Annotated in this window: 15 protein-coding genes; 7 read left to right on the top strand and 8 right to left on the bottom strand. The window is 53.0% G+C overall.

The genetic code is table 11. The features are described 5' to 3' along the window. Position 1: 1 nt before the first annotated feature. The 3 genes from MK110_02110 to MK110_02120 form a co-directional block, all read right to left on the bottom strand. Positions 2-1,228, bottom strand: coding sequence for a c-type cytochrome (locus tag MK110_02110; GenBank protein MCH2210067.1), 1,227 nt, complete (start codon positions 1,226-1,228; stop codon positions 2-4). Positions 1,229-1,422: 194 nt separating this feature from the next. Further along, positions 1,423-2,523: a 50S ribosome-binding GTPase gene (locus tag MK110_02115; protein MCH2210068.1), complete on the bottom strand. Its 1,101-nt coding sequence runs from the start codon at positions 2,521-2,523 to the stop codon at positions 1,423-1,425. A gap of 425 nt (positions 2,524-2,948) precedes the next feature. Next, on the bottom strand, positions 2,949-3,461 hold the full coding sequence (locus MK110_02120) for a carboxypeptidase-like regulatory domain-containing protein (GenBank protein MCH2210069.1): 513 nt from the start codon (positions 3,459-3,461) through the stop codon (positions 2,949-2,951). Positions 3,462-4,134: 673 nt separating this feature from the next. Here MK110_02120 and MK110_02125 point away from each other — a divergent pair. From MK110_02125 to MK110_02140, 4 genes are all read left to right on the top strand, one after another. After that, positions 4,135-5,310 (top strand): SLBB domain-containing protein, encoded by a 1,176-nt coding sequence (locus tag MK110_02125; protein ID MCH2210070.1) that lies wholly within the window; start codon positions 4,135-4,137, stop codon positions 5,308-5,310. A 43-nt stretch (positions 5,311-5,353) separates the two neighbouring features. After that, positions 5,354-7,744, top strand: a complete 2,391-nt coding sequence (locus tag MK110_02130) for a polysaccharide biosynthesis tyrosine autokinase (GenBank protein ID MCH2210071.1) — start codon at positions 5,354-5,356, stop codon at positions 7,742-7,744. A gap of 3 nt (positions 7,745-7,747) precedes the next feature. Then, complete coding sequence (locus MK110_02135; GenBank protein MCH2210072.1) at positions 7,748-10,612, top strand: O-antigen ligase family protein; 2,865 nt, start codon at positions 7,748-7,750, stop codon at positions 10,610-10,612. A 139-nt stretch (positions 10,613-10,751) separates the two neighbouring features. Beyond that, positions 10,752-12,311: a sugar transferase gene (locus MK110_02140; GenBank protein ID MCH2210073.1), complete on the top strand. Its 1,560-nt coding sequence runs from the start codon at positions 10,752-10,754 to the stop codon at positions 12,309-12,311. A 142-nt stretch (positions 12,312-12,453) separates the two neighbouring features. Here MK110_02140 and MK110_02145 read toward each other — a convergent pair whose 3' ends face one another. The 3 genes from MK110_02145 to raiA all read right to left on the bottom strand — a co-directional run bounded on the left by MK110_02145 (position 12,454) and on the right by raiA (position 13,797). Then, entirely contained in the window at positions 12,454-12,747 is a 294-nt protein-coding gene (locus MK110_02145; protein MCH2210074.1) for an HPr family phosphocarrier protein, read from the bottom strand. Between the two features lie 123 nt (positions 12,748-12,870). Continuing rightward, positions 12,871-13,356 carry a PTS sugar transporter subunit IIA gene (locus MK110_02150; protein MCH2210075.1) on the bottom strand — a complete coding sequence of 162 codons (486 nt, stop codon included), beginning with the start codon at positions 13,354-13,356 and terminating at the stop codon, positions 12,871-12,873. Between the two features lie 66 nt (positions 13,357-13,422). Next, positions 13,423-13,797: a ribosome-associated translation inhibitor RaiA gene (gene raiA, locus MK110_02155; GenBank protein ID MCH2210076.1), complete on the bottom strand. Its 375-nt coding sequence runs from the start codon at positions 13,795-13,797 to the stop codon at positions 13,423-13,425. A gap of 309 nt (positions 13,798-14,106) precedes the next feature. Between raiA and MK110_02160 the strand changes: the two genes are divergently transcribed. Beyond that, complete coding sequence (locus tag MK110_02160; GenBank protein MCH2210077.1) at positions 14,107-15,255, top strand: class I SAM-dependent RNA methyltransferase; 1,149 nt, start codon at positions 14,107-14,109, stop codon at positions 15,253-15,255. Between the two features lie 504 nt (positions 15,256-15,759). Here MK110_02160 and MK110_02165 read toward each other — a convergent pair. Then, positions 15,760-16,599, bottom strand: coding sequence for a 1,4-dihydroxy-6-naphthoate synthase (locus tag MK110_02165; protein MCH2210078.1), 840 nt, complete (start codon positions 16,597-16,599; stop codon positions 15,760-15,762). Between the two features lie 19 nt (positions 16,600-16,618). Next, positions 16,619-17,458, bottom strand: a complete 840-nt coding sequence (locus MK110_02170) for a tetratricopeptide repeat protein (protein ID MCH2210079.1) — start codon at positions 17,456-17,458, stop codon at positions 16,619-16,621. 346 nt (positions 17,459-17,804) lie between these two features. Between MK110_02170 and MK110_02175 the strand changes: the two genes are divergently transcribed. Continuing rightward, a complete protein-coding gene (locus MK110_02175; protein ID MCH2210080.1) occupies positions 17,805-18,956 on the top strand; it encodes a sugar-binding protein in 1,152 nt (383 codons plus the stop codon). After that, complete coding sequence (locus MK110_02180) at positions 18,953-20,488, top strand: sugar ABC transporter ATP-binding protein (protein MCH2210081.1); 1,536 nt, start codon at positions 18,953-18,955, stop codon at positions 20,486-20,488. The genes MK110_02175 and MK110_02180 overlap by 4 nt, the downstream gene beginning before the upstream one ends. The last annotated feature ends 19 nt before the right edge of the window (positions 20,489-20,507 follow it).

A 20,507-nucleotide genomic window follows, 5' to 3' on the forward strand; every position in this document is an offset into this window, starting at 1 on the left:
ACTATTCCGGCAATCGTCCGGAAGCAATTTTCGGATAACGGCCTGTGACAGATCGCATGAAGGCCACCAGGTCATTCTTTTGTTGTTTGGTGATCTTGAGTGGTTTCATTTTTTCACTCAACCAGCGATTTTTTGTGCCTCCTTTGACGTAGTGTTCAACTACTTCTTCAAGTGTCTTCAGGCTGCCATCATGCATGTACGGAGCGGACAGGGCCACGTTGCGAATGGTTGGAGTTTTGAAAGCCCCTTTGTCCTTTTCGTCTTTGGTCTCCGCAAAACGGCCCAAGTCTGGCATGCTGGAATCCATTCCGATACCAAGATTGTGATACTTTTCATCCGAAAGGTTGGCTCCCACATGACAGTTACTGCAGCCGATTTCTTTACTGAAAAAGAGTGCCTCTCCACGGACGGCGCTCTCTGACATCGGATTGTTCCTGGCACCCTTCTGCAGATTCAGGTACTTATGCCAGGTTTCCGGATCATCTTCCCTGAGATCTTTCAGGTCTTCGTCTTCCAGTGAGGTAAATGGTTTCAGTGCATCGCGATAGTCAAACGGAGTGGCACCGGTAACGATCGTTCGTTCAAAAGATGCGATGGCCTTGCCCACATTGTCAATCGTTACACCGGACTTTGGAAACACGGCCCTGAATTCTGCTACATAGACAGGAATTTGCTTTAGTGTTGACACCGCTCCGTCGTGCGTGTTGCCCATTTCGATTGGACTGGCGATGGGGCCGACGGCCTGAGCTTCCAGAGAACCGGCTCGACCGTCCCAAAACTGTGCATCACTCAGAATTCGGTTGTAACTGACAGGAGAATTCCGGCCACCCTTCAGCCCCTCGATGCCGACTCCAAACTGTGTATGCCGCCCAAAGCCTTCCTGCGGATGATGACAACTTGCACAGCTGACTGTGTTGTCAGCCGACAATCGGGTATCAAAATACAGCTGGCGGCCAAGTTCAATTTTAGCCCGGGTGAGTGGATTTGCTTTGATGCCCCGCATATCCCGCTCACCGGCACTTAGGCCCAGCGGAAGTTTCACGTCGAGCGCCTCATGATTAGCCGGAACAGCCAGCCATTCTCTGGCCTGTTGCAGCGTTAGCTCGCCAGTGCCAGGAATTCCCGAGGTGAGATCATCCATGCCCAGAGTAACTAATTCTTCTGCGCTCAGCAGAGATCCCCAGTTCGCCGCTGCAACAGCTGCCAGACACAGAATGGTCTTCTTCATCGTTGTTCTCCACAGACTGTTTTATTTGTTTTACCCTGTTGTCGTGAATTGACAGCTTACAGATGTGGAAAGGAAGTGTCGCGATCGGATAACGATTCCCGGCGAAATGTTCTGATCGGGAACCAGCGTTCCCGACCGTGGTCTGATTGGTGTCTGAGATTGTCCACATAAACTCAGCGGGATTCTTCGGCGTTTTACCAGGACTGTGAATTCAGCCATTGAGATATCCTGTCCTGAAGCAGGTTTAGCGATTCGCCTCGCCTAAGCTGATTCAGATTCTCGTAACAAAGATTCGCGACACCAGCGACCGGCAGTGCGGTCTTCAGTGTTGGTTCGTTGGGGATTAGTTTTGACGGGATCCATTCTGTTAATTTTCGAATTCCGTCTCCCTGATCAGCCGATGTTGACAGCAAACTCAGTTCTTCCGGAGGTGTCTTACCTGACATTGGCAGATCATTTTTGCAATACACGACTGCCCGCTGACGGTCCTTTGGAATTTCCCGCACGATATCGTGATGATCGCTGGTCCAGCCAACGCTGCTGTCGACTGCAATCAGGATCAGGTCGGCTGCGGTAATCCGATCGTGGGCGTGCGAAATTCCGTGCACTTCAACTGGATCTCTGGAGTCTCGTCGAATGCCGGCAGTATCGACAATACAAAACGGCCATCCGTTGAGCACCAGTTCTGTCTCAACCGCATCGCGTGTTGTCCCCGGCTGATCGAAGACAATGGCACGTTCATACCCCGAAATTGCATTCAGCAGACTGGACTTACCAACATTGGGTGGTCCGGCAATAACGACACCCCAGGGGTCCACCAGATGATTGGCAACGCTTTCCCAGCGCAACAGGTTGTTGAGTTGCAGACGGAACGCATCAGCAGTGCCAGCCTGTATTGCGGCAACCAGCGCATCCCTAAGAACGCCGCTGGATTGCGCCAGAACGAGGCGGGCTGTTTTGGCGGTACGCGTCTGGAGCAACAACTGTTCGAGTGTTGACGGCAAAGTGATCTCCCGCGAATCCTCCCGGGAGAATTCCTCCAGGATTCGGGTGACCGCCGCTTCGCCGCCGTGGCAGTGAACTTCCCACTCTGTTTCTCCGGTTCGGACGACAACCACGTCTTCCCCTCGCCACGATCCGAACAACACACGATCAATTGGAGCAGTTGAAGCCGGCATGCCGTTCGCGGCGCAAAAGGCCATGTCAATGGCCTCAGTGCGTTCTGTTAATGGGCCTGACAGTCGAATACTCGCCACGGCACCGCGTCCGGGAGCCGTAAGTCGACATGCTGACATATTGTTTGAGGATGTCTGTGAATTGTTCACAAGGCTGTGTGTGTCTTCGCAAAACCTATCGATCTCAAAAGATTCTGACTCGGTAGTTTCTGATCTACTTTGCGTCCTGGCGACTCAGGGTTTTTTGGACTGAAACTCGAACTGCCCCTGAAAAAATCTCACTGTCTGTTTTTGGATTTCTCCCGAAACCTGTCAGTGCAGGATTTGCTCACTAAGAACCTGCCCGAGAGGGCCGTGCTGTATTAAACCAACCGTCACTGTTCGGAAAATGTCCTGACCCACACGTTCTGTTGTACCCTGACAGTGATGCAGTGACAAATGGACACACGAGGACGGTGTGTGGCAGGTTCAGCGCATGAGAAAACGAGGCTGGTACAGGGCCAGCCTCGTTTTGAGTCTTCAGTTGCGTATGCTGAGTATCGGGACTAGCTGGCATCGTCGTCAGCAGCGATAGCGATTGCCGTGATACCACCGGCAAGCAGCAGCAGGCCCAGCCACTGGGCACTTGTTAGACCGGCCAGCATGCCATCTCCGTCTTGTCCGCGGACAACGGTAATCGGCTCGTTGACCACAGTGAATTGTCTCAGAGACTTCGGTGGAGCTGTTCCCTGTGTCCAGAGGCGGGCACCGTATTTAGCATCATCAACCTGTATCGCACAAACGCCGCCACGGAAGCCGGTAAGTGTGAATTGTCCTCTTTCGTTGGTCTCAACGGCACGTTTGCCGTCTTTGGTCGAAATCTCAACCACTGTACCGGCAACGGGTTGACCGTGGATGTCGAGAACGCGTCCGATGACAGCACCATCTTGCCCCAACTCAACGTTTCGCAGTTTTGGCCTGGCAGGAGATTGCGTTGTCGAGCCAGCAATGAGGTTTGCCGGCAACACGAACAATACTGCCATAAAAAGGGCAGTGATTTGTTTGAAGGAGAAATGCATTCGTGTTCCTTTCGTGGATTCGAACAATGATCAGAATTTCCGAAACACTGCCGGATGAATTGCACAAAGTATCTGTCTGTTCATCGCATTCTCACAAGAGTGATGAACATTGTTATTCTCAAGGACGCTCTGTGTGTTTCGTAATGGGGCACCAACACCGGCAAAAATTGCTGGTTGCTTCAACGTGAATATGAGTTTCCCCGTGTGTGGTGCATGTCTGCTCAGTTGAACGCATTACCCGGTGATATTCGAAGTGCCCTGCCCTGCCCCTGCTTCACACCGTCTGTGGAAAATATTCGGGTCTCGCCATGACACAGGCCTGTAAATTGAGTGCACCGGGTATTCGCAGCAAAAGTGATCCAGGATTGAGCCCGGCTGTTGCATGTTCCTTAAATTGCCCAATTACTCAGTTTTGCTTTTTCGATTTGACGGATACCTGCCGAATCTGCCGATTCAGTAGGATTCGGTATTCTTCATTCCGTCGGCTGCGTGAACTTAGGCAAAAAATGCAGATCGTGGCTGACAAATGGGGGTTGCTGCCGAGAAGCAGTCTGCGATATCAATCTGCGTTAACTCTTCCGTCTCTCTCATCTCTTTAAGGAAGAGTAAGACCGAACCGGGCGACTCCACCCGTTCGTGAATACGGGCGTCTGTGAACTGAAAGAACTGCACAGTGATTCTCCGCCTTCCGGATTCACATACAGCGATTTTCGCGCCTGTGGTTACACGAGACCTTGAGGAATTCAATGGTTTCGCCGACCGGGCGAGTCGGGAACGGGAACCGCGGGGCGGCATGCCGGCCGGCTTTGTCGTCGTGGCTTCCATCGTCAGCTGTCTGTTCCTGACCGGTTGCGCCCACAACACGTATTCCGTTAGTTCAATGCCGAAGAAATATGCTGCTCGACCGGTTTCCGACTATTCCTTACTGAATCTCACGGCGTATGCCCGCCCAATCGCCGGACCGAACGAGATTCGTGAAGGAGATCGACTGGAGGTCTCGCTGCATTCGGGTTTTGGTAACGCAGACGGCGTTGAGAAGTGGCCGGTTGGCGTGAATGATGAAGGTGTCGCTCATTTGCCGAATATCGGTCCGATCAGACTCGTGGGCCTCACCCGTGCCCAGGCGGAACAGACAATTGTGAAAGAGAGCATCGCCCGAGACGTTTATCTCACGCCTGCTGTCGACCTGAAACTGGAGGGCCGCAGACTCAACTCCGTTGTTGTCTCAGGTGGTATCGATGCTCCGGGAATTCTCGAATTTCCTGAGTCGAGTCTGACGCTGGCGGACGTGATTGTCCGGTCCGGTGGTCTCACGAAAGCTGCGACGGGGCAGGTGACTGTGAATCGGGCGGAGTCACACTGGGATAGAGGAGACCACCTGACGACGGTGAGTCAAACGGAAAACGTTGGTGAATCTATTAGTGTCAATCTGGCAACCACGTCTGCTGCAGAACTGGCAGCCACACAAATCCCGCCGGGTGCCACGATTACATTTGAGCAGGTACCTGCACGAACTATTCGGATCATTGGCGTTATAAGAGACCGCGAACTGGAGATTCCGCCCGGACGAAATATCCGGCTGCTTGATGCGCTGGCGCTCGCGGGAGGTCCAACCTATTCATCCTGGGTTTCAAACCGGGTCGACATCATTCGGCGGGTACCGGGCAAAGATGAAACCATACGTATCCGGGCTTTGATCCGTCAGGCAAAGAAACACGACGAACAGAATCTATTACTGGCTCCCGATGACATTGTGAGCGTGGAAGAAAATCTGATCACGTTTACGTTGTCGACACTGGGCGGTCTTACCGGTCTTGCAAACACAGCGCGCGTAGCCACATTGCCGTAATCTGCCCCAATCACAATTCGACCAGATTTTATTTTCCGCACTCATGTCTGACCGAACTCAGCAAATATTGGACAACGAATTCTACGGTTTCGAGCAGTCCGACAGCACATCCGCTCAGCAGACACTGCAGACAGTACTGCGTTTTCTTCGGATGGTAGTGCGGCATCGTGCGATTGTCTTTGGATTTGTCGCCGTTGCCGTTTTCATCGGCGTGGTACATTTCAAACGCACGCCGAAAACCTATATGGCGTCGGCTTCGATGATGATTCGTCACTTCATGACCGATGGCGACGAACAGGCGATTCTTGCCAGACGTGAGCTGATGAAAGGCTACCGTCAACTGCTCGTCAGTGATTCGGTACTCAGTGATGCGGTCCGGAATCTGACATCGCTGCCGCCGGAACTTCAGGGAGTGTCCCCGACTGAACTACCGGGGCGATTACGTGAGATGCTGGATGTTAAGTTCGATTCCAATCAGAACTTTGTCGAGCTCAGCTATCATTCGCAGGATCCCGAATCGACCGCCGCTGTGATTGAAGCAGTCATTGCAGCGTCGCAAAGCTTCATCTCACGTGACCGCGGTGAACTCGCGAATGAACTGATGGTTCGTCTGGAGGCACAAAGCAGGGATGTAGCCGGGCAATTGCAGTTAAAGGGGCAACAGCTTCTTGCTGCTCGTAAGGCATCCGGAGACATCAGCACTGTTAACGGCACCGAAGAATCTCATCCAACCGTCAAAAGGGTGAACGAGTTAAGTAGTCAGCTGACAACGTCGCAAAGTCGTATTGTGAAACTGAAATCCACCATGCGCACGATCCGGTCACTGGCGTCAAACTCTCAGGATCTGTCGCCGGTGATGCCGATGCTGCAGGAGCTGGTTGGCCCGGAGCTCATCAAACAGATTCCTGGAATGCAGGGAGTTCCGCCGGAAACGATCAGAGAACTTGAAAATTCACTGCATGACGTCGAGGCTGAAATATCAGTACGCAGGGTCAACCTGGGGCTGAATCATCCGGAAATCAGACAGCGTATTGTCAAACGGGACCAATTGCAGAAACGCCTAAACGCAACACATCAAACAAACAGAAATCGTCTTGAAGGTCGAGGCAATGATCCACAGGTGGCCCAATGGATGGTCAATACTATATACGCTGAGCTCAACAGTACTCTGGAGCTGAAGAGAGGGCTGGAAAGCGAGTACTCCACTGCAGCGGAGGCTGCGCAGAAACTCAATGCGGATCTTGCTGATGTCCGCATGGCGGAACATGAGGTCAAGACCCTTCACGAGCAGCTTTCAACTTTGCAAAGTCGTCTGAAGTCGATCGATGTCTCGAAATCTGACGAAGACTTTCGTGTTGTGGTGTTAACGGACCCTTTGGTTCCTGCTAAGCCGGTGGCCCCGGTGTTGTCTCGTAGTCTGGCAATCAGCATCATTTTTGGACTCTTCGCATCGTTTGCCGTGATCTACGTGATTGATCTGGTCGACGACCGACTTCGATCTCCCGAGGATGTTCAAAGTCAGCTGGGGCTGCCTCTGCTGGGGATCATCCGACCGCTGCCCGAGGACCAGGTTGCAGAACACCCGATTTACGTTCATGCGTATCCGCTTACGGTCCAGACAGAATGTTTTCGAACGGTTCGTACGTCGATCAGTCTTGCCGAACCCGAAACGAAGTGTCTGGCCATTACCAGCAGTGAGCAAAGTGAGGGTAAGACAACATTCACAGCCAATCTGGCGGCGACGTTTACTCAGACCGGCAGTCGTACGTTGCTGATAGACGCTGATATGCGACGCCCCGGTCTGTCGAAGCTGCTGGAAATTCGGGGCAAAGGAGGCCTCTCTGAAATTTTGCGGGCCGGCGAAAATGTTCCGGAAATGTGCAGGGAACGAATCATTCCCACCGAAGCTCCGGGTCTGGATGTTCTTCCCTGCGGTCCACGAATGATGAATGCAGGTGTACTACTTTCGAGGCCATCTCTGGCCGCAATACTGGACTGGGCTGTGTCAGAATACGATCAGGTTTTAGTTGACTGTCCGCCTACGTTACCTGTCAGTGATGCATCGATTGTTGGTAATTATGTCGACGGTATGCTGTTTCTGCTGAATCCGGACAAAACACACCGCCGCAGTGCACTCAGAGCCGTCGATCAACTGCGTTCCGTAGGGATGAATCTCGTTGGTGTTATCACCAATACTTCCAGCGAAGTACATGCCGGTGCCTACGAATACGGATACGGATACGGTCAGGAATACACATACGGGCATGATGAACACGACGACGAAAATTTTTCCGAAGTTGAAGACGACGTCGTGGCCGGGGCAAGCTTTAAAGTGATGGACACCAGTCCGAAAGCCTACTCGTTATTGTCTGGTTCCATGCGAGAGGATTCCGGCCGGGAAACTCTCGGGGACCCCGAGAGAAAGGCTGCCTGACAAATGAGTGCCGGAGCTGCCATACATTCCGGTCGCCGGAGTCGAGTCCCGACCCCGGCTCTTAACCCTCACGAGTTGCTGCAGGTCAGGCTGCAACAGCTCTGTGATGCCGGGATTGCGATGAGCATATTTGTTGTGCCCCTTACCATGGCAGGACTTCGTGAATACGGCGTGGCGTTGTTCGTATTTTGCAGTTTTGTCGCGGGAATTGCCTGGGCTTCGCAACAATTGCTGTCTCCAGCATCGAATTCACCGGCTGCTGCGGCAGCTTCCATTGCGGCGCTGGCAATCGGGCTGGTCTGGCTGCAGTTCCAGCCGCTCCCCGATCATCTGTTAAGCAGATTATCTCCATTCAGTTTCCGTTTCCTGCCACTGTGGGGCTCTGCTGAAGGACGGATTTTGCATAGCCACGGATGGAATCGGATCTCCATGACCCCCGAGGCAACTCGATCGGGGTTCGTCCTGTTGCTGGCATACACCATTTTCTTCTTAACACTTTTGCAGCGTCTGCGCATTCAGCAAGATGTTGACCGTCTCATCAAGATGATCGGGCTTTCTGCAGTGGCCATGGGAATCATCGGTATTGCCCAACTGGCGATCGGTGACGATCGTTTTCTGTGGATGATCGACCACCCAACGCGAACGGCCAGCTGGCCGGCCAAAGGAACGTTCACCAACCAAAACCACTTTGCGCACTTTCTGTCACTGGGAATCGGACCCCTGCTGTGGTGGTGGCAGTCCTTCGACCAGGAGAGCGAGCAAACGCACTCGCGGAAACGATCTCGCGGTGGCTCATCCATCCGAAACCGGTTATCCCGGCCGAACACGCGTTTTCCAGGAACAGAGTCCCGATGGCCCCGGCTTCTTATCGGCGTTGGGGTGGCCGTTCTTACCATTGGTGTTCTGTACAGCCTTTCCAGGGGTGGCATTGTTGTGTTTCTGATGGCAGCCACCATTGCGATGTTTGCGGCTGGTTGTAGCTGGAGATCTGTACTGCGACTGTTTGTCTCGCTATCTGTCTTTCTCGCGTTCGTGATCCTGGCATTTGGATTGGAACAAACCACGACTCGCTGGAATCAGGTTGTTCAGGCCGGCTCGATTGACGAACTCTCGCACGGACGCTGGGTACTCTGGTCGGCGCTGTCTCAGGCTGTTTCAGAATTCTGGCCGTCCGGTTCAGGTGTTGGCAGTCATGCCGACATCTACCCGATCTGGATGTCGGAACAATTCCATTTGCGATTTTCACATGCCGAGTGTGGCTACCTGCAGATTCTGGTGGAAACGGGACTGCCCGGCTTGATGCTGCTTCTGGCGGGAATTGGACTGTGTGTGGCATGGTGCGTGCGCGGCTGGTCTGCGGGCACCACTCATCAGCGCCGGCGAATTCTTGCCCTGGCGGCAGGACTTACAGCCAGTGTTTTGCACTCGCTGGTTGATTTTGTCTGGTATATTCCTGGCTGCATGGTTCTGACTCTGGCGATTCTGGCGTGTGTTAGTCGCTGTAGTCACCTGGCGAGATCCGCGAAGCGACCTGGTATGCTTTCGCAAACACGCTTTGCCACCTTGCTGGCTGGAACCTTAATTGTGTGTGTACTTCCGGTCGGACATTTGTTTGCGGACACGATTCACAGAGATCTTAGTGCGACGCAGCACTGGAAATCATTTCACAACAGCATGAGAGAAATAGCCAAAGATTTCCGCCATGACAGAACGCTGACGCTGGATGATCGTCTGGAATTCCTGATTGGCACACTCGAACAATGCATACTGAAAAATCCATTTCATCACGAAGCACATGCGGCCCTCGCTCCTTTGTATCTGCAGCGGTTTGAAAAACGGAGCAAAGCCGGTGCAAATCAGATGACCCTGCAGGACGTTCGGGACACGGTACAGCAGGCCGAATTCCAATCGCACAGCGAGATACACGAATGGCTGGTTCGGGCTTTCGGCGACGATGTCAGGGATCTGCACAGAGCCACACAGGCAGCTCGCCTGGCACTTCAAAAACGTCCGTTGCGCGGCGAGTGCTACATTGTCCTGTCGGAAACCGCGTTTCTTGCCGGAGCTTCGCGGGAGGAACCGGAGGCCGTTGTTGATCAGGCGGTCCGGGTGAGGCCTCATGAACCCCGAGTACTGTATGCGGCCGGGCTGCTGGAAAATGATTCGAATAATGAAAAATCTGCGTGGAAATTTTGGCGACACGCAGCTGCTCTTGATTCCGGAATCGCACGGCGGATTGTGAGTCGTTTCGTTGACCGAATGCCGCTTGACCGGCTAATCAAACGATTATCACCGGACAGAATGACTTACCGGATTGTCTACGACGTATTCCGTCGCAACAAGCGCTCAGAGCAGCAGAAGATAATTGCCACTGCCTTTGCAAATGATCATCTGAAATTACTCAGGCAGGACGAAGAGGGCACGGCAGCTGATTTCAGATTCTATGCGACAATGCTGGATGATGCTGAATATTATCGGGATGCTCTCTGGTGCCTCAGACAGGCTGTAAGAAAGCAGCCGGAATACCTGCCGACAAGACGCCTGCTGGTCCGGGCCCTTATCACCCAGGGACTACTCGAAGATGCACAACGTGAACTAAACTGGCTGCGTGTGCGCCGGCCCAAAGATCAGCAAATTACAAAATTGGTCAATGATGTTGAATCCCGACTGACGACGCGGCGCTCATCACCGGGTCGGACCAGTCACGTACGAATTCCCACACCCTTAAGTTTCGAGACAGTGCCAGGCACGGCGGTGTCTCACACGGGTTTCGCGTCGCCTGAATCTTTACGCCCTGCCACACCTGCGATTACGTCACAATTTATAGTTCCCCGGTCACCAGGTGACTCCATCAACCGTCAAAACTGACCGTCCGTTCAAGGCTTCAGTTCCTGAAAACCGACCGAATTCAACCGGATCGCCAACAGTCAAAACCGAAAACATATTTCAGCCTGGAGTCTGCCTGATATGAGATCCGGCAGGGGCCAGGAATTGAAAAGGATGAATCATGCTCACGGATCGCGCAGAAGGATTGATGCGATTTTGCCGTGTCATCAAATATGCTGTGGTTGCGGTCAGTTGCCTGGCAACGGCCTGTCTGACAGCAACGAATGTTGATTTCATGACAGCGATCCACGCAGCTTTGCTGCCGACGTTGATGATGTTTTTTGCACAACTCGGGTGTGGTCCATCGTGGTTCACATGGAGTCGTATGCATTTTCAGCGGCCCTTCTCGGCTTCTGTTGGAATGACAGCACTGGATACTGTTCCCGTCGGGCTGGTCCTCCTTGCTGTATGGTCTCTGATGCCGACACAATCCGGTCGTATCGTTCCTTTCTGGCCCTGCTTTCTGAGCGCCGTTACGACCCTGCTGTTACTCAACCGGTTTCTGCCCGTAGTTCTGTCAATGCTGATGTTTCGCAGAATCCGGCGTCCGCGGATTCTGGTCCTGGGGCCGGTCGGTGCCAGACAGGTCGTTCGTCGTCAGTTGGATCCGGCTCAGTTCGTTGGGCTCGAAATCATTGAAAGGGAAGCTGTCGACGAGACCGGCGGTCTGCGTCTTTTTAACCCTGAAGAAGAAGTCACGGTCTGTGAATCAAAGGTCATTCCCATTCACAGTCGCATCGATCAGCCTGGGTCGCCTCATGCCGTTGATCGAGTGATTTTAGTATGCAGGGACGCCGGTAATGAGTCGATGAAGCTGCAAAATAAGATTCATCGTCGCTGTGAAGCCGCAGGACTGCCACTTGCGGTTTATACTCTGCATCAATCGACTCTGCATCAATTCATGATACCGATTTCCGGTGATTCGCTGTCGACGTTACCCGCCGGTCAGGAGCCGCTGCAGAATCCGGTCAACCAGGCAATCAAACGCGGCCTGGACATTCTGATTTCTGTCCCCTTCGCTGTTTTGGCGCTGCCGCTACTGTGTCTCCTGGTTCGACTTATCCATCGGGTTCAGTCGCCGGGACCTTTATTTTACCGGCAGGAACGTTGCGGGAAAAACGGCTCCCCCTTTCACATTTTTAAGTTTCGGACGATGCATGTTCCCAAACCTGGACAGACGGATCTGGAAGACAATCCATCGCCCCGAATCTTTCAGCTTGGTGCTATTCTGCGGGACTCCCGACTGGACGAAATCCCTCAGTTTCTCAATGTGCTGGCCGGCACGATGAGTATCGTGGGACCTCGGGCTCACCATGCACAGGACCGCATCAAATTCAGCCAGCAGGTTCCGCGGTATCCGATGAGAATGCAGGTCAAACCTGGAATTACAGGACCGGCTCAATACAGGGAATACTGCGGTGTATTTCGGCGTGACAACGTGGAATCACGCGTTGTCTGCGACCTTGAATACATCAATCAGTGGTCCATCCAGTCTGACTTAGGACTGATATTTAAGACTGGCAGGGTGATTGCTGAATCGCTGATGCTTGCCATCGTCCGCAAATTTGAGGATCGAGTCACAACATCGGCACCGTTAGCTGTGCCCGGTCATCCCGTCATTGATGCGGTCAGTGAAGGTGACTCGTTCCAAAAAACGTCCTCACAGCGGTCGGCTGCTTGATTCCGGCTGTCAGTAAAGAACCCGTTCGTACAGCCAGCATGGGAAGAAGACGGCTTTAGTTTGTACAGCCGATATGTGATGCACTGTGTTTGCCTGTGCAGCCGACGGGGGATTGGATGAGTACCCGGCGATCCCGCCGGGTTTAACCTGGGTTCAGCGGTGTCTGTCGCGGCGGTTCGGGAGATTCCAGGATTGCAACCACGGTTTCGACAGCAGTTTTGGCATCTTTCCCCTGTGCCAACAGTGTCAGCGGGGCTCCGTGAGTCGCTGCAAGCAGCATCAGATCAGAGGCTGATCGTGCATCTGCCGGACGTCCATTGAACTCAATTTGAAACTGACAATCCAGATCACTGAGTGATTTTACAATGCGGGAAATGGGCGCAAGGTGTAACCCGTTGACGATGCCCAGCGTGATTTTACGAGTCACTTCTGACACAGTCTCCATCCTGACTATATTCATACCTGTATCTGTTAAGACTCAGCGAACCGTCCGCCAAAACCCGCTGCAGATGGTTCGCACGCCAGCATGAACACACAGAAGGATGAGACAGCGGAGGAGTTACTCTTCGGAATCGTCGCCGTTGTCAATGTCGGCTTCTTCGAGATTGCTCCAGATTGCGGATGCCGTTTTAGCCTGACGCAGAAAACTGCAAAAATCCTGACCTCGGAGATGGCGGGAAATATTTTCCAGTCCTCGCAGATGATCCCCGGGACGGTCCAGCGGTGATATCAGCAAAAACAGGATAAAGACCGACTCGCCATCCAGGCTGGCAAAATCGACACCGTCTTCACTGACAGCAACTGTTGCTACAAGTTCATTCACCGCCGGATGCTTGGTGTGAGGAACCGCAACACCGTTTCCGATTCCTGTCGACCCAAGCTCCTCCCGCTTCAGAACTGCAGCCACGACTTCATCTTCATCCTCCGATTTGATGGCACCGTTCATTTTCAGGCTGGCCACCATTTCTCGAATCACGTCCTCTTTTGAGGACGCTTTGAGCTTTGGAATAATTGCGTCTTTGATAACGAATTCTGTCAGTTTCATTTCGTTCCAGCTCTACGGCAGTCCCGGTTGTACATGTGTAGTGAATAGTTTGTCCCAAAGCTTCTTTCAGACCTCTTCGTTCACCGGGTCTGATTCCGCCGGGTCATCTGTTTCGTCAGAATGAACAATTTCGCTCACGGATCTGTCACGACGATGATCCTTGAGTTTCTCCTTGTATCGATGGACCTGATGTTCCATTTTTTGCAACGTTCTGTCGAAGGTTGCTCCTGCATCTTCGCCTTCGACATGCGCCACGATGGTGTGATAACCCTCAATTTCCACCAGCATTTCGACGTTGACTCGTTCTGCTTCAAACTCGAATGTCACATTGATTTCACTTACCTGGCCCAGATAACGAACCAGTTTTTCTGATTTTCGAGTCACATATTCGTTTAGATCCGGCTTGATATTGCCGTGTCTGGCAGTAATCGCAACCTGCATCGAATGTCTTTCTGCCGAAACTCTGCACCGAATCCCCGGGGGGACTCCCAAAGATGTCGCACAAGGCCACCGGGAGCTGAACACTCATCGACGACAAATTGATTTTAGCCACGGGCCCAGTCGAAGGAAAGTGCCGCCCTGTGGTTCCCGGCGGAAAGAACTTCGGCAGAACGGTCCGAATACGCATAACCCGCTGTCATCTCGGTGATTCATTGTTGACAGATCGGTTCTCTCGTCGTTCAATCGCGCTTCGCTTTGTTCTCATACGTTCGCGGCCGGTATGCCGTTCCTTTCGCCTCTGACATGGCTATGCCGCAATTCGATTTTATTGCCACCGCCACCTTTGGTCTGGAAAATGTGGTTGCACGGGAGCTACAGGACCTCGGATACACGAATTGTCAGGTTTCTGACGGACGGGTCCTGTTTTCCGGAAATGAACAGGACATTGCCCGCTGCAACCTGTGGCTGAGGTCGGCCGACCGTCTGTTGATTCGGGTGGGTGAATTTTCTGCCGGTGATTTTGGAGCACTTTTCGACAAAACAATTGATCTGCCGTGGAATGAACTCCTGCCGGTCGATGCGGAATTCCCGGTCAGCGGCCGTTCTGTCCGGTCCAGACTCAAGAGCGTTCCCAGCGTGCAGGGCTGCGTGAAAAAAGCGATCGTGGAAAATCTGAAACGCCGATACAACCGTTTCCGGTTCGACGAGTCCGGTACAAAATATCCCATTGAAATTTCCCTGCTGAAAGACGTGGCCACTTTAACTATTGATACTTCCGGTCCCGGATTACACAAACGCGGCTATCGACAGTTAGCGGGGCGAGCTCCTCTGCGGGAAACAATGGCAGCCGGTCTGGTACAGTTGAGCTACTGGAATCGTGAGCGGCTGTTGATCGATCCCTTCTGTGGCAGCGGAACAATTCCCATAGAAGCGGCCCTCCTGGGACGTAATATGGCGCCTGGTCTGGGACGTTCGTTTCTGTGTGAAGACTGGCACTGGATAGATCGGAGTGTCTTTCGCGAAGCACGCACTGCCGCCAGAGATGCCCGTCTGCCAAAGCTGCCCGAAACAATTCTGGCCTATGACCACGATCCGGCTGCCATTCGCCTTTCAGAACGCGGTGCCACGGACGCCGGTGTGGCTGTCGACATTCAGTTTCGTCGCCAGGAAGTCAGTGACCTTAAATCGAAGCGAGAGTACGGCTGCATTGTCACCAATCCGCCGTACGGGGAGCGACTGGGTGAAACCGATGAAGTTGAGGCCGTGTATCGCGAACTGGGGCGAGTTTTTGCTCCACTGAGCACATGGAGTATCTATGTGCTCACGTCGAACCGCTGGTTCGAAAAGCATTATGGTTGTCGAGCATCTCGGCGCCGTAAACTGTACAACGGTCGACTGGAGTGCCAGTACTACCAGTACCCTGGACCCCGGCCGCCGGATCCGCAATCATTTGAGTAATTCGTTTTTCTCAACCAGCTTTCGAAGACGGATGACTCACCGCTCTCATCATCGATTCGGGTTTGGACGGACATCAAACTTTTGGTCATGGTTAAACTAAACCGGCATTCGAGTTTACAATTCCGCAACGGAAACCCATACGTCAGTCAGGCAGCAGGAATCAAAATATGAAGATTTCAATCACCTATTGTGTGATGTGAAACTACACACCACAGGCTGTCGGTCTGGCAGCAGCAATTAAAGAATCGACTGGCGTCGAAGCTGAGCTCATTGAAAGCTCGGGCGGAATATTTGATGTAAAAGTCGACGACAGAATGATTTACAGCAAACATGAGACGAATCGATTTCCGGAACACTCGGAAATACTAAGCCAGCTGCAAACGTCGTAAGACTGCAACTCCATGTTGCTGACGCTGTATGTGGTCAGAATCCTGTCCCGTATGCGTAGAGTCGGACAGCTCAGCGTCGCTGTGTCACTGCAGGAACGGGAACAGTGATGGCCTGTCAGCAGCGGAAGACCTCAATCGTTTGTGATTCCGGCAGCACACCGGCCTGTTTTGCCCGCTGAGAAAGCTGGTCGAGTGCGTCACTCCCGGTTTGACCCAGATCGACCGTCCATTCGTTGACATACAGGTCGACGTGCTGCATCAGCACGTCATCGTCGAATTCCTGGGCGAAGCGTCTCATCGTTGGGAGCGCCGCCTGTCGGTCTGACATTGCATACAGCAGGGAATCATAAATTGTTGCCTGTACGGCGCTGATCACGTCTGTTGGCAGCGAACGGCGAGCTACGATCCCTCCCAGCGGAAGCGGACAGGTGGTTTCCGTTTCCCAGCGGGTACCCAGGTCCTCGACCAGAGAAAGTCCGGCCTGTTTCCAGGTAAAACGGCCTTCGTGAATACAGACTCCGAAGTCAGCCTGATTGCGTTCCAGCGCCGGCATGATTTCGGAAAAAACAACGTGACGGACGCGAGTCGTCTGATGATGAAACAGCTGAAACAGCAGTGCCGCAGTAGTGTCTTCACCTGGGCAGAGTGTTATCTGGCTTTCGTCGAGCGGAACGATGTCCGGGCGAGTCGCCAGCAGCAACGGACCGACCTGATAGCCCAGTGCCGATCCGGACGGCAAAACAATGGTTTCATCGGTCATTTTCAGTGCTGCATGAAAGCTCGTTTTTGCAGCATCAAAGTCACCGGCAAACAGGCGGTCATTGAGTTGCTGGATATCCAGCAACTCCAGCCGAAACTCCAGACCTCGCCAGTCAACGGCTTTGGTCATCAAAGCATGGAATGCAAATGTGTCATTGGGACACGTGGAAATTGCCAGATGAATCGGCCTCGCCACAATCTGCTGTCTCTTCAGTTCAGTTGTACTGAGGAATTTGTTTTTGTGCTTCTCGCAAATGGTGCTGCAGCACAGGGCGTTCCTGAATTGTACAGACGCTGACGCAGTGTTCCAGCAGGTCTGCTGCCTCACCCGGCCGCCCGGCACGCAAAGTCAGAATGGCCAGATCACGTCTTTCCCGCCAGGAACCTGGCTTGAGGCAGGCCAGGCGACGCTGCACTTTCAACGCAGACTTCCACTGTTCTTTGGAACCGAACAGTGTCTTGAGGTTATTGAGCATGCGAATAATGATGACGCGTTCGCTGACCGGCTTCAGAATTGGATAAATTTCAGCAGTTGGTAACTCAGTCACTTCATGCAGCCACTCCACGCATTCCATTTCGTCCATGATGTGTCCGCCTCGAAACGGATCAACATAGATGATTCCTGCATCACTGTTGAGTCGCGTGATGAAGTGGGATGGTGCAGAGATACCTTCCAGAGGAATGCCCAGTTCACTGGCAATGGCCATATAAACGACCGACAGCGTAATCGGCAAACCCCGTCCGGTTTCCAGTACCCGATTCAGATAACAGGCGTCCGGCTGTTCAAAGCAACTTTCGTCACCACACAGATTCAGGTCAGTTGTCAGATGACTGATGAGCAGTTTGAGTTCGTTGAAATCGTCACCGGCCAGAGCGACAGGGCGGGTCAACGCGGCCACCGACGAACGAAGAGTTTTTAACGTGGGTGCAAAGTCCAGATCCGGCTGTTCGTCTCGAGAAATTTCCAGGGCGGCCACTACCAGATCGATATCAGATTCCCGGCGAACCATTCGCTGGAACTGTGTATCGTCTTTGAATGACCGGGTTGCAGACATCAGGATATCAGCAGCAGACAAACGGTAGTACCTCGGGGAACTGACGCAGTTTCAACCGCGGGACCATGACTATAGTCACGTAACAGAATTGTCACAATGGCGAGATCTTCGTTTGATTATCAGCAGAAACCGCTGATTGACTATCATTGACGATTGACAGGGATTCGTTGAAGCGGTGCGCCGGTGGCTCGTGTTGATCAGAAAAGTTTACTCATGATTCACGGTCCTGCGGCCGTTCATTTGACCGGGTTGTTGTCGCGTCGTAAGGTGACCGTACTTAACCCAAACGGGTTTTGATGAGGACACTTTGTCACATGTGCTTTCTGATGTCTGCGGATTCCCAATTATGAACTGTCTGAATCGCAAGTCGCTGATTCTTCTTTGTTGTCTGGTTTGGATTTGTGGCTGTGCGTCCGGCGATTCGTCCTCCGAATCAGGTGAGACACCGGAAAATGGCGGAGCAGCATCATCAGACGATCAACCGAATGTGGCTTACGTCACAAATGGAATCGCTTCTTTCTGGGTCATCGCAGAAAAAGGAGCGCTTGACGGTGGTAAAGAATTTGGTGCACAAGTCCAGGTGTTGATGCCTGGCACCGACGGTGTGGGGGATCAAAAACGCATGTGTCAGGACTTGCTGGCGCAGGGAATTGAGGGCATTGCCATCAGCCCCATCGACCCCGAAAATCAGGGAGATCTTCTCAACGAGATCTCGCAGAACACGAACATGATCACTCACGATTCCGATGCGCCGAATAGTGAACGGCATTGTTACGTCGGAATGGACAACTACGCTGCCGGTCGGATGTGCGGAGAACTGGTAAAGGAAGCAATGCCCGAAGGCGGGAGCGTGATGATCTTTGTTGGCCGCCTGGGTCAGGCCAACGCCAGACAGCGGCGACAGGGAGTGATCGACGAGCTGCTTGATCGCCCGGCGGATCCCAATCGGTACGACGATCCAAATGACGGCGAACAGAAGAATGAAAAATACACAATCCTTGACACGCGCACAGATGGTTTTGATTTCTCCAAAGCCAAAGAACAGGCACAGGACGCTATCGCACGTTATCCCGACCTTGGCTGCATGGTCGGTTTATTCGCTTACAACCCACCACTGATTTTGGATTCAGTTCGCGACGCCGGAAAGATTGGTCAAATCAAAATCATCGGCTTTGACGAAGACGAGGCCTGTCTCAAGGGAATCGCCGATGGAGAAATCCATGGAACGACGGTTCAGAATCCCTATGAGTACGGTCGCAGATCCGTTGAAATACTCACAGGCCTCGCAAAAGGTGATCAGTCGGTACTCCCGGAAGGGGGCGTTTTGCATATTCCGGCTCGTAATATTCGGGCAGACACCGTGGCCGACTTCCACCAGAATCTGAAAACGCTGCTGGCAGAAGGCAGTCGTGCGACAACCGGTAAGGTCAACGATGAATCAGTCGCCGAACCGAACCCGGAAGGAGACGCGGCTGAGTCGTCGTCGGCCGAGGAATGACAACCCAAACGCCTGAACCACTACTGCTTGAGGTTCGCACCGTTACCAAACGCTTTCCCGGCGTAACGGCATTGCTTGATGTCAGTCTGAAGTTGCATCGTGGCGAGGTGCTTGCGCTGATCGGGGAAAACGGTGCCGGCAAAAGCACGCTCATGAAAATTCTCGCGGGCGTGCAGGGGCCCGATGCGGGACGTATTCTGATTGATGGGCAGGATGTGACCATCAACAGTGTACAGGCAGCACAAGCTCTTGGTATTGCGCTCATCCATCAGGAACTCAATCTGTCCGACAACCTGGACATCGGGGCCAATATTTTCCTGGGGCGCGAACCTCGACGCTATGGCCTGATCGATTCCCGTGCAATTCGTCAAAAGTGTGTCGAGTTACTGGGCCGAGTCGGCCTGGATGTTCCACCGGAGACGATCGTCCATCGTCTGCCTATTGGTCAACAACAACTCGTAGAAATCGCCCGCGCACTTTCCATCGATGCTCGGGTGTTGATCATGGACGAACCCACTTCAAGCCTTTCTCAGCACGAAGCCAAACGGCTGTTCGAAGTTGTGAAGGATTTACGTAATCGCGGCGTCAGCATTGTTTATATCTCACACCGTCTTGGTGAAGTCCGAGAACTGGCGGATCGAGTCACCGTACTTCGTGATGGAGAAAATGCCGGCGATCTGAACCGCAATGACCTCAGCCACGATCGCATGGTCCAGTTAATGGTCGGACGCGACATCTCTGAATTCTACGCACGCAAACCGCATCAATCTGGTGAGCTTGCGCTGAAAGTTGACAAACTGGTAACCCCCGCCCATCCAGGTCACGAATTGAGTTTTACCGTTCGCAGGGGTGAACTGGTCGGCGTGGCCGGGCTGGTTGGTGCCGGACGGACAGAACTGCTACAGGTGCTGTTCGGAGTTGATGAAGCAGTCGCTGGAAACATTCGGATTGCCGACAGCCTGATACACCCCCGCAATCCAGTAGACGCGATCAACGCTGGAGTTGCTCTTGTTCCGGAAGATCGAAAGCAGCAGGGACTGATTTTAAGCATGGCAGTGCGGACCAATGTTGGTCTGGCGGGATTGAAACGCAATCAGAAACGAGGCGGTTTTCTGAATCATGCGGTCGAACAGTCTGACACGGATTTGATGATCCACAAACTTCAAATCCGAACACCAAATGATCGACAAATCGTCCAGTACCTGTCCGGCGGCAATCAGCAAAAAGTCGTGTTGGGCAAGTGGCTCGCGATGAAACCGGACATTCTGCTGCTTGACGAACCAACTCGCGGAATCGACATCGGAGCGAAACAGGAGATTTATGCCTTAATGGAAGAGTTGGCGGCCCAGGGTGTTGCGGTGTTGTTCGTCAGCAGCGAAATGGAGGAAATTCTGGGCATGTCTGACCGAGTACTGGTAATGCACGAAGGACGAATCACCGGTGAATTGCATGGCGATGAACTTAGTGAGGAAGCGATCATGAAACTGGCAACGGGAAACATTCGCAGAACGTCCGGAAGTTCTGCTCGTTGAATACACCGGGCTTGAGCGA

Source organism: Fuerstiella sp. (assembly GCA_022447225.1).
Taxonomy (GTDB): domain Bacteria; phylum Planctomycetota; class Planctomycetia; order Planctomycetales; family Planctomycetaceae; genus S139-18.

Excerpts from the sequence above, each read along its gene's own strand:
- MK110_02110 (MCH2210067.1), bottom strand. The coding sequence starts at position 1,228 with ATGAAGAAGACCATTCTGTGTCTGGCAGCTGTTGCAGCGGCGAACTGG.
- MK110_02115 (MCH2210068.1), bottom strand. The coding sequence starts at position 2,523 with ATGTCAGCATGTCGACTTACGGCTCCCGGACGCGGTGCCGTGGCGAGT.
- MK110_02120 (MCH2210069.1), bottom strand. The coding sequence starts at position 3,461 with ATGCATTTCTCCTTCAAACAAATCACTGCCCTTTTTATGGCAGTATTG.
- MK110_02130 (MCH2210071.1), top strand. The coding sequence starts at position 5,354 with ATGTCTGACCGAACTCAGCAAATATTGGACAACGAATTCTACGGTTTC.
- MK110_02135 (MCH2210072.1), top strand. The coding sequence starts at position 7,748 with ATGAGTGCCGGAGCTGCCATACATTCCGGTCGCCGGAGTCGAGTCCCG.
- MK110_02140 (MCH2210073.1), top strand. The coding sequence starts at position 10,752 with ATGCTCACGGATCGCGCAGAAGGATTGATGCGATTTTGCCGTGTCATC.
- MK110_02150 (MCH2210075.1), bottom strand. The coding sequence starts at position 13,356 with ATGAAACTGACAGAATTCGTTATCAAAGACGCAATTATTCCAAAGCTC.
- raiA (MCH2210076.1), bottom strand. The coding sequence starts at position 13,797 with ATGCAGGTTGCGATTACTGCCAGACACGGCAATATCAAGCCGGATCTA.
- MK110_02160 (MCH2210077.1), top strand. The coding sequence starts at position 14,107 with ATGCCGCAATTCGATTTTATTGCCACCGCCACCTTTGGTCTGGAAAAT.
- MK110_02170 (MCH2210079.1), bottom strand. The coding sequence starts at position 17,458 with ATGTCTGCAACCCGGTCATTCAAAGACGATACACAGTTCCAGCGAATG.
- MK110_02175 (MCH2210080.1), top strand. The coding sequence starts at position 17,805 with ATGAACTGTCTGAATCGCAAGTCGCTGATTCTTCTTTGTTGTCTGGTT.
- MK110_02180 (MCH2210081.1), top strand. The coding sequence starts at position 18,953 with ATGACAACCCAAACGCCTGAACCACTACTGCTTGAGGTTCGCACCGTT.